General features: G+C 64.4%; 9 protein-coding genes. 7 read left to right on the top strand and 2 right to left on the bottom strand.

Features of this window, described 5'->3' with window-relative positions; genetic code table 11:
• Positions 1-14: 14 nt before the first annotated feature.
• Entirely contained in the window at positions 15-935 is a 921-nt protein-coding gene (locus SB822_RS10910; protein ID WP_007579004.1) for a LysR family transcriptional regulator, read from the bottom strand.
• Between the two features lie 234 nt (positions 936-1169).
• On the opposite strand from SB822_RS10910, the gene SB822_RS10905 reads away from it, so the two are divergent.
• The 4 genes from SB822_RS10905 to SB822_RS10890 all read left to right on the top strand — a co-directional run bounded on the left by SB822_RS10905 (position 1170) and on the right by SB822_RS10890 (position 6065).
• Entirely contained in the window at positions 1170-3353 is a 2184-nt protein-coding gene (locus SB822_RS10905; protein WP_410854649.1) for an FUSC family protein, read from the top strand.
• Positions 3350-4840 carry an efflux transporter outer membrane subunit gene (locus SB822_RS10900; protein WP_410854648.1) on the top strand — a complete coding sequence of 497 codons (1491 nt, stop codon included), beginning with the start codon at positions 3350-3352 and terminating at the stop codon, positions 4838-4840. Before SB822_RS10905 ends, SB822_RS10900 begins: the two co-directional genes overlap by 4 nt.
• Positions 4830-5030 (top strand): DUF1656 domain-containing protein, encoded by a 201-nt coding sequence (locus SB822_RS10895; protein WP_007579001.1) that lies wholly within the window; start codon positions 4830-4832, stop codon positions 5028-5030. The genes SB822_RS10900 and SB822_RS10895 overlap by 11 nt, the downstream gene beginning before the upstream one ends.
• A 63-nt stretch (positions 5031-5093) precedes the next feature.
• Positions 5094-6065 carry an HlyD family secretion protein gene (locus SB822_RS10890; protein ID WP_079503459.1) on the top strand — a complete coding sequence of 324 codons (972 nt, stop codon included), beginning with the start codon at positions 5094-5096 and terminating at the stop codon, positions 6063-6065.
• A gap of 23 nt (positions 6066-6088) precedes the next feature.
• Here SB822_RS10890 and SB822_RS10885 read toward each other — a convergent pair whose 3' ends face one another.
• Positions 6089-7003, bottom strand: coding sequence for a helix-turn-helix domain-containing protein (locus SB822_RS10885; protein ID WP_007743199.1), 915 nt, complete (start codon positions 7001-7003; stop codon positions 6089-6091).
• 507 nt (positions 7004-7510) lie between these two features.
• Here SB822_RS10885 and SB822_RS10880 point away from each other — a divergent pair.
• The 3 genes from SB822_RS10880 to SB822_RS10870 all read left to right on the top strand — a co-directional run bounded on the left by SB822_RS10880 (position 7511) and on the right by SB822_RS10870 (position 14551).
• On the top strand, positions 7511-10441 hold the full coding sequence (locus tag SB822_RS10880) for an ATP-binding protein (RefSeq protein WP_410854647.1): 2931 nt from the start codon (positions 7511-7513) through the stop codon (positions 10439-10441).
• Positions 10442-10683: 242 nt separating this feature from the next.
• On the top strand, positions 10684-11526 hold the full coding sequence (locus tag SB822_RS10875) for an alpha/beta fold hydrolase (RefSeq protein WP_410854646.1): 843 nt from the start codon (positions 10684-10686) through the stop codon (positions 11524-11526).
• Between the two features lie 247 nt (positions 11527-11773).
• Complete coding sequence (locus SB822_RS10870) at positions 11774-14551, top strand: winged helix-turn-helix domain-containing protein (RefSeq protein ID WP_410854645.1); 2778 nt, start codon at positions 11774-11776, stop codon at positions 14549-14551.
• Positions 14552-14574 lie beyond the last annotated feature (23 nt).

Genomic DNA, 14574 nt, shown 5'->3' with positions numbered 1-14574 from the left:
CATCACTCGACGCGTCAACTCATTGCCACGAGCCGTTGCGCGACGTCGTCGATCAGGTCCGACCGGTCGAGTTGATCGACCCACCAGCGCAGCGCCTTGCCGGCTTCGTCGTCGCGCCACGCCAGATAGAAGTGCGTGACCGAGCGCATCCCCGACACTTCCTTGCGCACCAGTTGCCCGCGATTCAACGGCCCCGCGGCGATACATTCGGGCACCGTGCCGACGCCAAGCCCGCGAATCTGCGCGGCAAGCTTGGTTTCGAGCGTCGGCACTGTCAGCACTTCCTGATTGGCGGCGAGCGCGATGGTGCGCGGCGTGAGCTTGCGTGACGTGTCGCTGATCGCGACCGCGCGATGACGCGCGACGGCATCCATCGTCAACGGCTCGGCAGCCGACGCGAGGGGATGACTGGGCGCGATCACGAACGCATGCTGTAACGAGCCGATCGGCCTTGCAACGAGGTTCGCGATGGGCGGCGGTTCGCCCGCCGCGCCGACGACGAGGTCCGCGCGCCGCGTGATCAGCGCGTCCCATGTGCCGCCGAGCGTTTCTTTCGACAGCAGCAGCCGGGTGCCGAGATTGAGCTTGTAGAAGTCGGTGACGTGAGGCCAGATCAGATCGAACGGAATGATTTCGTCGATGGCGACGCGCAGTTCCGATTCCCAGCCATGCTCGATCCGCTTCGCTTTCTGTTCGAGTTCGCGCGCGGCTTCGAGCAGACGCCGGCCTTCTTCGACGATGACGCGGCCCGCATGCGTGAGCTTCGCGCGGCGGCCCGTGCGCTCGAACAGCTTCACACCGAGATCGACTTCCAGCTTCTGAATCAGATATGTCAAGGACGACGGCACCTTGTGCAGTTCTTCCGCTGCGGCTGCGAACGTGCCGGTTCGATCGATTGCATCGAGCGCTTGCAGGACTTCAAAAGAGAGGTTCATGAATGGCGTCGTGAGGAGTGTGTGAATGCGTTATCGCTCATAGCATGAAGGCGCGTTCGCATTCGCGCAATACGTGAATCCGAATGTTGGTTCACTGCAAGCATGAACGTGCGATTCGGCAATCGACACGACCCCGTTTCACGCAGACTCAAAGCCTTCACCGTACGCGTATTGCGCGCTTTTTTGCGAAGCGCCGCCGATACCGTACCGACCCAGCAAGACACGGACACCCCTATGAACTTCGATGCAGGCATCGCGGCATGGCCGCGATGGCGTGACGAACTCAGGCAATACTGGAGCGACGATTATCCGCGCTTCAGGCATGTCGCCAAGGTCGCGATTGCCGCGACGCTCGCGATGGGCTTGTGCATGCGTCTCGAACTGCGCGGGCCTGGGACGGCGATGGTGTCGTGCATCGTCGTGATGATGTTCCAGCAAAGCGGCATGGTGATCGCACGCGGCTTTTATCGTGGTCTCGGCATGGTGTGCGGCAGTCTCGCGGGGCTCGTGCTGGTGTCGCTGTTCTCGCAGGCGTCGTTGCTCTTTCTGCTCGTGCTGGCTGCGTGGATCGGGCTGTGCGTGTTCGGCTCGTCGTACTTCCGCAACTTCCAGTCATACGGATTTCTGCTAACGGGCTACGCGACCGCGATCACGTCGCTGCCCACGTTGTCGAATCCTTATGGCGTGTTCGACAACCTCGTCTATACGATCAGCGAGGTGGTGATCGGCGTGGCATGCGCGAGTCTCGTCAGCGCGCTGATTCTGCCGCGCCGCGTGGCGCCCGATCTGTACGCGGCGAGCAGGAACAATCTCGGTCATCTGTTCGGGGCCATTCATACGCTGCTCGGCGCGGCGCTGCCGAAGGACGGCTTCGGCACGATGCTCGATCTGCTGCGCGAGCGAGCGAACGTGCAAAGCCTGCGCGTCGGCGCCGTGTTCGAAGACCCGTCGATCCGGCTGCAGAATCATGCGTTCATCAAGCTCGATACGAGCTTTGTGGATACGCTCGCGTCGGTGCACGCACTGCATCAGGTGATCGCGCAGGCATCCGTTGAAGCCAACTCGCGCGCGATGCGCGCGGCCAATGAACTGATCGGGTCGCTTCTCGCTATCGTGCCGATGGGCATTGCGCCGGGCGCGTCGCCGGAGTTGCAGGTCGATGCGCTGTCGGGCCCGCTTGCCGAGTTCGAGCGCTCGCTGAAAGTACGCGTCGCCGCCGCGCTAAAAGAACTGGAAGACGAACCCGCGTGCCAGCGCGTCTTCATCGAAATGACGGGCGCGGCGCTGCACGGCTTCGTCGGCAATCTGCGCGAACTGTGCCGCAGTTTCGTAGAAGCGCGCCGCGTCGATCAGCGGCCCTGGCAGCAATCGGTGCTGCGTCTGATCACGCATATCGACAGCACGCGCGCCACGTCCAATCGCGCGGCGGCCATCCTGAACGGCATGCGCGCGGCGGCGGCGGTGCTGTCGGTGGGCGCGATGTGGCTGGCGTCAGGCTGGGTCGGCGGATCAAGCGCGCTGGTTTCCGTCGCGATCGTCAGCGCGCTGTTCACGCTCGCGCCCGATCCTGTTGTCGCGAGTTGGCAGATGTTTTGCGGCTGCGTTGCGGGTGCGATCGCCGGCTTCTTCATCGCGTTCTTTGTGTTTCCGTTATTCGACAGTTTTGCGTTGCTCGCGGCGTGCATGGCGTTCCCGATCGTCGTTAGCAGCTACCTGAATACGTTTCCAAAAACCGCGACACTTGGTCTCGGCTTCGGCGTGTTCTTCTGCTACACGGTCAACATCGCGAACCCCGTTACGTACCATCCCGCCCAGTTACTCGATACGGCCTTCGGTCTGTCGCTCGGCATCGCCGCAGCCGCCGTCGCGTTCTCGACCATCGTGCCGCTGGCGGGCGACTGGATTTCGCGGCAGTACCTGAAGCAGATCCGCTCGCTCGTCACGAAGTCCGCGCGCGATGACGACCTGGAAGAACTCTCGCATCGTTTCGAGTCGGGCATGCGCGGCTTCATCATGCGCATCGCGTCGGCGCCTGCCGGGGAGCGCGTGGACCAGACGCGTCTCGTCGCGTCGGCGTTCGCGGCGCTGGAAGTCGGGCGCGCGATGATCGTGATACGCAAGGACACGGCGCGCGTGGCAGCACGTTTGCCCAAGGACTGGCGTACGCTTCAACACGAGTGGCTCGACGCGATGGCCGATGTGTTTTCCGCCGCGACGCCAGAGGCGCGAGACCGCGCGATGAGCGCGACGCAGCAGGCCAAACGCGCGCTGCCGAACGTCGATCTCGACGACTCAACAGCCGATGCGCTGATCGCGAAGCGGATGCGCCGGCTCATGCATTTCACGGAGCTGATGTTGAAGGACGACACGCTGCCGTTGTGGCAGACGTCGGCGGCTGCGAACGGAGCGTCGGCATGAAGCGGCGCGTCTCCTTCCTGAACCGTGCGTGCCGCGCGCTCTCGACGGCGGCGTTGTGTGTGCTGCTTTGCTCGTGCATCAATGCCGGCGGCATTCGTCCGCACGAAACGGAGCTGAATCCGGCCTCGCTCGATCCCGGCAACGCGATCCGCACGACGCGCCAGGACGCCGCCTGGCCCACCGATGACTGGTGGAGCCAATGGAACGATCCGCAACTCGACACGCTCGTCAAGGACGCGACGGCGGGCAATCCGGGCCTGAAGGAAGCGCAGGCGCGCATCGACAACGCCCGATTCCAGGCGCAGGTCGCAGGCGCGGCCGAGCTGCCGCAAGTCGACGCGTCGGGCAACTTCGAGCGCCAGCGCTTCGCGCGTTATACGACGCCCGCGCCGCCGGGCGGCACGACCGTCTGGAACAACAGCGCAATGGCGGGTCTTTCGTACGACCTTGATCTGTGGGGCAAGAACCGCGCGATCCGCGAAGGCGCGCTCGATGCCGTGCAGGCCTCGGTAGCCGACGACCGCTTCGCCGTAGTCGAACTGCAGACCGCCGTGGTGCGCGCCTACGTGCAGCTCGCGCTGCAATACGCGTTGCTCGACGCTGACCAGGCCGTGCAGCAAGAGGAACAGCACACGCTCGATATCGCGAAAGCCCGCCTCGAAGCGGGCATCGGCAGCCGTCTCGACGTGTCGCAGGCCACGACGCAAGCGGCCATGAGCGTGACGAAGGTTCAGGAAACGCAGCAGCAGCTCGCGTTGAGCCGCATCGATATCGCCGCGCTCGCGGGCAAGGGCGCCGGCTACGGCGATACGCTGAAACGCCCGGCGCTCGCGCTGAATGTGCCGATCGCGTTGCCCGCGTCGCTGCCCGTCGATCTGATCGGCCATCGGCCCGATATCGTCGCGCAGCGCTGGCGCGTGCTTGCAAATGAAAAGGACATGGCGGCGGCGCATGCGGCTTTCTATCCGAACATCAATTTGCTCGCGACAGCGTCTCTGGGCTCGGCGGCGACCTTCGGCGGATTCTTCAACCTGTTGAGCAGCAACGGCGCGGGCCATAGCCTCGGCGCGGCCATTTCGCTGCCGATCTTCGATGGCGGCCGACTGCGCGGCGAGTACGGCGTGGCCGTGTCGGACCGCGACGCCGCTGTCGATGCGTACAACGCGGCCATCGTCGATGCAATGCGCGGCGTCGCGGCGCAGGTCACGTCGCTGCACGCGCTGGATGAGCAACAGGCGTCGACGCAAAGCACACTCGATGCGGCGCGCGACGCCTACCGGCTCGCGGAGTCGGGCTATCGCAACGGCATCACGGAGTTTCTGAATGTGCTCGCGGCGCAGAACGCGCAGCAGGAGCAGGAAGAGCGGCTCGCCGACGTCGAGGCCAAACGGCTCGACGCGTGGGCGCTGCTGATGAAAGAACTGGGCGGCGGTTTCGCCGCGACGGCGGCCGACCGCGCTGCCATGGAGCCTGACAATGCCCGCTGAGATTGAATTCTGTTCGTTCCTCGTGCCGTATCTGCTGCCTGTGCTGATCGGTTGCGTCGTTGTGTTCGTGATGCTCGATCTGCTGTTCGCGCGGCTTGGCGTCTATCGGTATGCATGGCATCCGGGGCTGTTCCGGGTGGCGCTGTTCGCCGCGATGTTCAGCGGCGTCTCGCTGCTGGTACGTGGATGACGCGGCCATGAACAATGATGAACGACGCGCGCCTTGTCGACCTGAAACCGCTTGCACAACAACATGACGATCAAACCGCAATCCTTCCTGCGCGCGCTCTTCACGGTGACGATCCTGCTGATCGCACTGGTGCTGGTGCGGCTGCTGTGGGTCAACTACATGTACTCGCCATGGACGCGCGACGGCCGCGTGCGCGCCGACGTGATCGACGTTGCGACCGACGTGTCGGGGCTCGTCAGCGAAGTGCGCGTGAAGGACAACCAGTTCGTGCATCGCGGCGACGTGCTGTTCGTGCTCGACCCGTATCGCTTCAACTACGCCGTCGCGCAGGCGGATGCCGACATCGCGCGGGCCCAGGCCGAGATGGCGCGTGCGAAGGCGCAGATGTCGGAAGGCGCGTCGCGTGACCAGATGAAGCGCGAGCAGGCGGCGCGCCGCGCGAACCTCGCAGGCGACGTGATCTCCGACGAAAGCCGCGAAGATGCTGCGTCGGCTGCGAACCAGTCGGATGCCGCCTACCGCGCCGATATCGCCGCCTATAGCGCGGCCGAGGCGCTATATAAAGCCGCCGTCGTCGAGCAGCAGACGGCGCAGCTCAATCTGACGCGCAGCGTGGTGAGAGCGCCCGCCGACGGCTACATCACCAACCTGAACCTGTGGCCGGGCGACTACGCGACGGCGGGCGCGGCAAGAATGGCGCTGATCGACGCGCACTCGTTCTGGGTCTACGGCTATTTCGAGGAAACCAAGATTCCGCGCGTGCATGTCGGCGACCGCGCCGTGGTGCGCTTGCTGTCGGGCGGCGTCGACATTCAGGGGCACGTGGACAGCCTGTCGAGCGGCATCGCCGACCGCGACAATCCGACCAGCGGCAACGACCTGCTGGCCAATGTGAACCCGATCTTCACATGGGTGCGGCTTGCGCAGCGGGTGCCCGTGCGCGTGCATCTCGACAGCGTGCCGGCGGGGATGCACCTCGCGGCGGGCATGACATGCACCGTCACGTTGCTGCCCGGCAAGCGGGTGCCGTCTTAAGTGCCTTCCTTAAGGGCGGCGATCTAACGCCCGGCTGCGCGCCGCCAGGCGCCCGGCGACGTGCCCGTCGCCTTCAGGAACAGGCGGTTCAGATGGCTCTGGTCCGCGAAGCCGCAGAAGCTCGCGATTTCCGTCAGCGTCAGCTCGGTGGCTTCGATCAGTTGCCGCGCTTCGCCGATGCGTTGTTCGAGCAGCCATTGATGCGGCGTGCGCCCGGTGGCGCGGGAAAACGCCCGGATGAAATAGCCGCGCGACAGGTTGCATTCGCTGGCGACATCGGCGATGGACGCGCCTTGCCGCGACCGCTCGATCAGTAATTCTTTGGCACGCGCTTCATGCACGTGAGACAGCGCGCCTTTCGCGCGCGGCCGGCGATCGCGCAGATTGCCGTAGCGCTGCGCGAGGTGCGTGCCGACGATCACGCCCATCTGCTCGGCGAACAGCGAATCGATGGCGCCGTAGTGGGCGAGATTGCTGTCCAGCGCACGCGCGAGATGACCGAGCACAGGGTCTTTCTGTTCGACCGCGCAGGTCAGCCCGTCGATGCCGGGCCCGCCGAGTTCGTCGCTGAGTCGTGTGAAGAATGCACGCGATAATTCGACCAGCACGAAGTCGAAATTCCCATATAGATCAGCGCGATAATCTTCTGAGAAATCGCGGATATAAATCGAATCCGCTTCAAACCGTTTCGCGATGAGTCGCTCACCGTTAAAAATATTCCGCCGATGCCCGCTGTTCAGCGATATGCCGACCAGAAAGCCCCGGTCGCATGCCGGCATGGCGACGCGATCCAGATGCGCTTCATCCATGCACTTGCGATAGAAACGGATGTCGCCAATATCTAATTCAATGTCCTTGCGTAATTTGCTCGACACGCACCCGAGCGCGTCCTTCGGCTTGGGTGGCGCGGCTGCTGCGGGATGTGCGTAAGTCGACATGAGCAACGTCCTCAATTCATGCATTGCGCGCGAAACATAATCCGGCCAGTTTACACGGAAGCGACTGGCGATAAATATTCAAAACAGGCTGGCCGCGTTTATGTTTTATCGCAGGTTGATTCATTTGATTCAAGAGGGGCCGTATTCTGGCGGAATTTGCCGCCGTTCGGGCCTTGACTTGCTGCCTATGCGCCAGGATGTGATGTGATCCTCATAACGGTAAAAAAGACCGCACAAATTCATATCAGGTCACTATTATTCAAGACACGCCGTTACAGCCTGTTTACAATTCGGACGTATATCCTCTTTCAGCCAGTCCTTTGCGTGATCGACACAGCCCAATCTTTGAGCAACGTCGCGGCGCGATGCGCGCAAGCCGACAACCACGCGATAACTACGCAATACCCACGCACATAGCGAAAACTTGACGCACCCGATCTTCGACCTTCAACCAGGTGCACCCCATCGTTCAATCGAACCCGCGCACAGCGTTTCCTGGAGGCGGCCATGATTCAGATTGGCACATTGCTCGTCAACTTCGAACAGCGAGAGATTCGTCAGCACGGCCGCTCGGTGCGGATCGGCGCACGTGCCTTTGACATTCTCGTGGTGCTGTATCGCGCGGACGGCGGCATCGTGTCGAAGGACGCCATCATGGATGCCGTGTGGCCCGGCTCGATCGTCGAGGAGAACCGGCTGCAGGTGCATATCGCCGCGTTGCGCAAGCTGTTCGGCGCGGACCGCGAACTCATCAAGACTGTGCCGGGGCGCGGCTATCTGCTCGTGTCGGAGAACCGTCACGCGCGCGCGCCGGAACGGCAGGGCGGACCGCTCGCGAATGGCGGCGGGCTGCCTGCCTGCGCCACGACGCTGGTTGGGCGTCAGGGCGAGGTCGCGCAGATCGTCGAGCGGCTTGGCCATGCGTCCGTCGTCACGCTGGTCGGTGCGGGCGGTATCGGCAAGACGTGTCTGGCCGTCCATGTCGCGCGGGCCATGCGCGAACCCGTGGGCGACCATGTCAACGAGCCGGTGTGCTTCGTCGAACTGGCCAAAGCCTCGACGCGCGACACCGTGCTCAAGGCGCTGGCGGGCGCATTGCGGATTGATGCATCCGATGAATACCTGACGCAGGAAAGTCTCGCCGACGTGATCGCCGCCGCGCCGTGTGTGCTCGTGCTCGACAACGCCGAGCACGTGATCGACGTGGTCGCGAGTCTCGTCGAAGCACTGGCCGCGCGCAATCCGGCGCTGCGCGTGCTCGTGACGAGCCGCGAGCCGCTGCATATCTGGGCCGAGTCCGTGTTTCGCGTCGAACCGCTGACAGTGCCCGCGAGCGGTGCATCCACCGACGCGATCCTCGCGCATTCGGCCGTCGAACTGTTCCTGAAGCGCGCGAAATCGGTTGCGCCCGAATGCGGCGCCGATGAAAACGCGGTCCGTCTGGTCGGCGAAATCTGCCGGCGGCTGGAAGGTTTGCCGCTTGCCATTGAACTGGCTGCCGCGCGCGTGGCGACGCTCGGCGTCGAAGGCGTGGCCTCGCGTCTGGACGACCGCCTGAACCTGCTGACGGGCGGGCTGCGTTCCGCGCTGCCGCGCCATCAGACCTTGCGCGCGACCTTCGACTGGAGCTACGCGCTGCTCGACACGACTTCGCGTATGTTGTTCAGGCGGCTCGGTTTCTTCGCCGGCGCCTTCACGTTCGACGCGGTCTGCACAGTCGCGACCGAGCCGGACATGCCGATCGCCTCCGTCATTTCGAGCCTGAGCGAACTGGCCGCCAAGTCGCTGTTGAGCGTCGAGTTCCGCGGCGCCATTGCGCAATACCGGCTGACGGAATCGACGCGTGCGTACGCGATGGAGAAGCTGCGCGATGAGGGCGAGCTGCAGCGCATCGCGACCCGTCACATGCACTATCTGCAGGAGCGGATCGAGCACGGCAAGGTGTCGGTCAGCGGTGCTGCGCAGGGCCTCGCTAACACCGAGCCGCGTCTTGCGCTCGACGACGCGCGCGCCGCGTTCGAATGGGCTTTCTCGCCGGGCGGCAATCCCGCGCTCGGCGTCGCGCTGGCGGGCTCGCTGGTGGGGACGCTGCTGCAAGGTCCGCTGCTGCACGAATGCTATGAACGTTCGGGCCGCGCGCTGGCCGCGCTCGATGCACTGCCGCCCGGTTCCGTCGATACGCTGTGTGAAATGCGCCTGTGTTCCGCGTATGCGTCGACCTTGCTGCACACGGGCGGCGCGGTGCGCGAGGCGGGCCCGTTGTGGAAGCGCGTGCTGGTGCTCGCGCGCCAGGCACGCGACGATGCGTTCGAGGCGCGCGCGCTGTGGGGCGCATGGAACTCGATGCTCGCATCGTCCGACATTCACGCGTCGTTCCGCTTCGCGACGCGCTTCCAGGCCTTTGCCGAACGCTGCGGCACGCCATGGCAGCAGATTCTCGCGGCAGAGATGATCGCCGTGTCGCTGCATTGCTTTGGTGAGCACGAACAGGCGCGCGTGCGGCTGGAGCGGGCGATCGCCGCGCTGACCGAACTCGGGCCGATCGCGCCCGGCAGCCTTGGCGTTGCCGTCGATCCGTTCACGTTCGGCAACGGCACGCTTGCGCGGATCGTGTGGATGCAGGGGCATCCCGAGCGGGCGATGCAACTGGTCGAGAACGTCGTCAATTCGATCCGGCCTGACATGCTGGAGCCTTCGCTGAGTCACGTGCTCGCCGTCGCTGCCGTGCCGTTGGCGCTGCAATGCGGCGAGCTCGAAATGGCAGCGCGCTATCTCGCAGTGCTGCGATCGCAGGTCGCGTTGAATCGCTTCGAGATATGGCAGGCGTACGGCGAGTGCCACGCGGGACACCTCGACATTCTGCAGGGACACCCGCACGCCGGCCTGGCAAAGCTCGAACCCGCGCTGCAACGGTTGTTGTCGTGCGGCTTCCGGCGAGTGCTGACGCCCGTGATCGCCATTTGCGCGGAAGCGATGGCGAGAACGGGGCGCATCGCCGAAGCGCGCCTCAAGCTCGAGGAGGCGCTCGAGTTCTGCAACGCGCATGGCGAGCATTTCTTCATCGCTGAACTGCAGCGCGTGATGGGCGTGACGACGCTGGAGCAATCGCGCGTGATCCAGTCGAACGGGCGGGCGTCGATGGCCGACGAGTTCGAAACGGAAGCACGCCGCCATCTGCTCGACGCGATGCAGACGGCCAGAGAGCAGCATGCGCCGATGCTCGAACTGCGCGCCGTGCTGAACTTCGCGGACCATCTGCTCGAACGCGGCGAGACGGCGCGGGCGGCATCGCTGCTGGCCGACGTGTCGAAGCGCGTCGACCTGCAATCGAGCGCGCCCGATATCAGACGGCTTGCCGTGCTTCTGCATCTGACGCATGACACGCGTCCGTCACTCGATGCCGACAGCGGCCAGCCAGCGATGGCCAACGGCGTTTGACGAGCACGATCACCCGGGTTTGAATCCGCCTGAAAATTTATTAATCTCCGCAGACGCGTGCTCGCGAGTGCGACGCGCGCCTGCTGAAGCATTCATTCCATCAAGCGCGCAAGGTTCCGTTCAGGACGTTTAAGCCGCGCATAAGGACTTTGACTGCGGACCTCGCTAAGCTCCGTCTCTTCTGACACCAGACCCGCGCCGCGCCAGCGTGCGCGATGCGACGCAACGACGGAGAACAATGAATGAGCGCGCACAATCAGCGTGACAACTTCGTGAAGGCGAAGGACGGCACGGACATCTTCTTCAAGGACTGGGGCACGGGCACGCCCGTCGTGTTCTCGCACGGCTGGCCGCTGTCCGCCGATGCGTGGGACCCGCAGATGCTGTTCCTCGTGAACCAGGGCTATCGCGTGATCGCACACGACCGTCGCGGACATGGCCGTTCAGGCCAGGCTTCGGGCGGCAACGACATGGACACCTACGCCGACGATCTCGCCGCCGTGCTCGATGCGCTCGACGTGACGAACGCGATGCTGGTCGGCCATTCGACGGGTGGCGGCGAAGTCGCGCATTACATTGGCCGTCATGGCTCGAAGCGTGTCGCGAAGGCCGTGCTGATCGGCGCCGTGCCGCCGCTGATGCTGAAGACGGCGGACAATCCGGGCGGTCTGCCGATGTCCGTGTTCGACGGCATTCGCGCGGGCGTCGCCGCCAACCGCTCGCAGTTCTACCTCGATCTCGCGACGCCGTTCTACGGGTTCAACCGTCCCGACGCGCAGGTCTCGCAAGGGCTGATCCAGGACTTCTGGCGTCAGGGCATGGCAGGTTCGATCAAAGGCCAGTACGAGTGCATCAGGCAGTTCTCCGAAGTCGACTATACGGATGACCTGAAGAAGATCGACGTGCCCACGCTCTTCCTGCATGGCGACGACGATCAGATCGTGCCCATCGACGCTTCGGCGAAGCTGGCGTCGAAGCTCGTGAAGAACGCGACGCTGAAGGTCTATGCAGGCGCGCCGCACGGCATGTGCAGCACGCATGTCGAGCAGGTGAATGCCGACCTGCTGTCGTTCCTGAAGCAGTAACCATCCGGGCATTCGCGGCGCGCTCATCGGCGTGCATGAAGCAAAGCATCGAGAACGCCGCCCGTCAGGCATGCCGGGCGGCTTTTGTTCGTTGTACACTGCTTTGCAGTCGGTCCCGTTGGTCGTTTCGTGCCGTCATGGCTGCAATCGTCACAGCTCATGTCGATATGGCATCGTATAGTGTGAGTCTTTCAACGTTGCGTAACGGCCGTTGTGAGTTCCACAGTCCTCAACATCACCTCTTCAGATGATGACGATCAAGATCGGTCAACTCGAGATTTCACTTGATCATCGCGAAGTGCGTCTCGATGGGCAGAAGGTCCCGATCGGCAGCCGCGCGTTCGACATACTCGCGTTGCTGATCGCCGCCGACGGCGAACTCGTATCGAAAGACGAGATCATGCGCGTCGTCTGGCCGACCACGGTCGTCGAAAAGAACAATCTGCAGGTTCATATCTCCGCGCTGCGCCGTGCGTTCGGCGACGAGCGCGAGCGTCTGCGCACGGTGCCCGGCCGTGGCTACCGTCTGGTCATGCATGACGACGTCGACGCGCGCGACGGCGCCAATGTGCCGTCCACCGCGCAAGAGGATGCATCAGTCGGCGCTGACGCCGCGCGACCTTCACGTCAGCCTTTGCCCGCCCGCATGCCGGAGCTGATTGGCCGGCAGGACGCGCTCGACGGCGTGGCGGCCGCACTGCGCGCGCATCAGGCCGTGACGCTCGTAGGCACAGGCGGCATCGGCAAGACGCGCCTCGCGGTCGAAGTCGCGCATGCGATCCAGCACGCGTTCGCCGATGGCGTCGTGTTCGTGCCGCTCGCGGCCGTGAGCGATGCGCCGTCGGCGCTCGACGCGCTCGCGTTCGCGATGGGCAGCCGGCTTTCCGCGAGCCGCACCGCGCTTGCGCAGATCGCTGCCGAATGGCGCGACCGCGATGCGCTGGTGGTGCTCGACAACTGCGAGCAGGTGCTGGAGATCGTGGCCGCCATCGCGGAGTCCCTGACGGGCGCGGGCAGCCGCATGCGCGTGCTGGCGACGAGCCGCGAAGCCTTGCGCGTGCGCGACGAAATCGTCTATCAGGTGCCGCCGCTGTCCGTGCCGACGCCGGACGATCCCGGCACCGATGTGTTGCGCACGGCCGCCGTGCGTTTCTTTCTGGCACGCGCGCAAGCCGATGGCGCGCACTTTTCGCTCGACGAAACCAGCATTCGTCTGACGGGTGAAGTGTGCCGCCGGCTCGACGGCATTCCGCTCGCGCTCGAACTGGCTGCGTCGCGCGCGGCGTTGCTGGGCATCGGCCTGCTGGCCGAGCATCTCGACGACCGCTTCCGCATCCTCACGGGCGGCCGGCGCACGGCCTTGCCGCGCCATCAGACGCTCAAGGCGACGCTCGACTGGAGCTACCGTCTGTTGAGCTGCGACGAACAGAAGTTGCTGCGCTGGCTCGGCATGTTCGTCAACGGCTTCACGCTCGACGCCGCTTGCGCGATGGCGGAGCACGCGGGGCTCACGCGCATGGAAGCGCTCGATGCCGTGAGCGGTCTCGTATCGCGCTCGTTGCTGACGACGGATTTCGAAGGCTCGTCGTATCGCTACCGTTTGCTCGAATCGACGCGCGCCTACGCTTTGCAGCAACTCGACGACAATGGCGAGCGCATCCGCGCAGCGGGCGCGCATGCGGTGCTGTTTCTGCAGATGCTCGAAACGGCGCAGAAGCGCTGGGACGAACGGCCCGTCGTCGAATGGCTTGGCGAGTTCACGCGCGAGCTCGGCAACCTGCGAACCGCGCTCGACTGGACACTGGGCGAACGTGGCGATCACGCGACGGGCATTGCGCTCGCGGCTGTCACCGTGCCTTATCTATATGAGCTGTCGCTGGTCGAAGAATGTTGCAGCCGTGCGCGCGCCGCGCTGCACTTCGTTCCTTCTGATGCACAAGAAGGTGGCAGCGTCGCTGTCGAAGCACACTTGCGGCTCATGTCGGCGCTCTCCGCCGCGCTCGTTTATACGGAAGGTCCGCTGACGGAAACGCGCGAAGCATGGACGCTCGTGCTGAACGAGGCGATGCAGGCCGGTCATGCCGACTATGCATCGCGGGCGCGCTGGGGCGTGTGGAACTGGCATCAGTACAGCGGACGCGCGCGCGATGCGCTGATGCTCGCGCGCCGTTTTGGCGATCACGCGCGTAGCAACGGCGATGCAACGCTTGTCGTGCTGTCGGGGCGCGTCGAAGGGATCGCGCTGCACTATGCGGGCGACCAGCCGCGCGCACGCGAACTGCTCGAGCGGATGATCGAAGCGTACGAAGAAAAGCCGCTGAGCCGTTGGCACACGCCGGGCTTTCGCGTCGATCATGGCATCGCCGCGCGCGCGACGCTGGCGCGCGTGCGGTGGGTGCAAGGCGAGCGCGGCGGGGCGTACGATCTCGCCGCTTGCTGCTTCGATTCGGCCGCGCAGTACGACCATGAAATCGTCATCTGCTATGTGCTCGTCGAAGCGCTCGTGCCGATTGCGCTGCTGAATGGCGATCTCGCGGCCGCGCGTCATGGCATCGACGTGCTACATGAACTGTCGACGCGTTTTGGCTTCACGATCTGGAGCGCATGCTGCGCGTGCTACGACGCATGGCTCGCGACACTCGAAACGCCGGGAGCTGATTCGATAGAGCTGTTGACGAGCGCGATCTCCACGCTGCGCGCAACGGGCTATCTCGCGCAGCTTTCGCCGTTGCAGGGGCAGCTCGCTGTCGCGCTGATGAAGGCGTCGCGTGACAAGAAAGCACTCACCATCATTGAAGACGCACTGCGCCACGCCGACGACAATGGCGAGCGCTGGTACTACGCCGAGCTGTGCAGAATCAAGGGCGACGTCCTGTGCAAGCTCGGTCGTCACGACGACGCGCAACGCTGGTTCGCGACATCGCTCGACTGGGAACAGCGCAACGGCGTCGAACGTACCGTTGCGCGCGATGCGTCGGCCGCGCGCGCATCGCTGCGTGTTGCTTCCGTTCAGTCTCGCGCTTAATAACGTCACTTATTAATGTCACT

The organism is Paraburkholderia sp. SIMBA_054, assembly GCF_046534875.1.
GTDB classification, from domain to species: Bacteria; Pseudomonadota; Gammaproteobacteria; order Burkholderiales; family Burkholderiaceae; genus Paraburkholderia; species Paraburkholderia hospita.
Note: the sequence above shows the minus strand (reverse complement) of the source record. Positions and strands in the feature narration are given on the sequence as shown.

Excerpts from the sequence above, each read along its gene's own strand:
- SB822_RS10910 (WP_007579004.1), bottom strand. The coding sequence starts at position 935 with ATGAACCTCTCTTTTGAAGTCCTGCAAGCGCTCGATGCAATCGATCGA.
- SB822_RS10905 (WP_410854649.1), top strand. The coding sequence starts at position 1,170 with ATGAACTTCGATGCAGGCATCGCGGCATGGCCGCGATGGCGTGACGAA.
- SB822_RS10900 (WP_410854648.1), top strand. The coding sequence starts at position 3,350 with ATGAAGCGGCGCGTCTCCTTCCTGAACCGTGCGTGCCGCGCGCTCTCG.
- SB822_RS10895 (WP_007579001.1), top strand. The coding sequence starts at position 4,830 with ATGCCCGCTGAGATTGAATTCTGTTCGTTCCTCGTGCCGTATCTGCTG.
- SB822_RS10890 (WP_079503459.1), top strand. The coding sequence starts at position 5,094 with ATGACGATCAAACCGCAATCCTTCCTGCGCGCGCTCTTCACGGTGACG.
- SB822_RS10885 (WP_007743199.1), bottom strand. The coding sequence starts at position 7,003 with ATGTCGACTTACGCACATCCCGCAGCAGCCGCGCCACCCAAGCCGAAG.
- SB822_RS10880 (WP_410854647.1), top strand. The coding sequence starts at position 7,511 with ATGATTCAGATTGGCACATTGCTCGTCAACTTCGAACAGCGAGAGATT.
- SB822_RS10875 (WP_410854646.1), top strand. The coding sequence starts at position 10,684 with ATGAGCGCGCACAATCAGCGTGACAACTTCGTGAAGGCGAAGGACGGC.
- SB822_RS10870 (WP_410854645.1), top strand. The coding sequence starts at position 11,774 with ATGATGACGATCAAGATCGGTCAACTCGAGATTTCACTTGATCATCGC.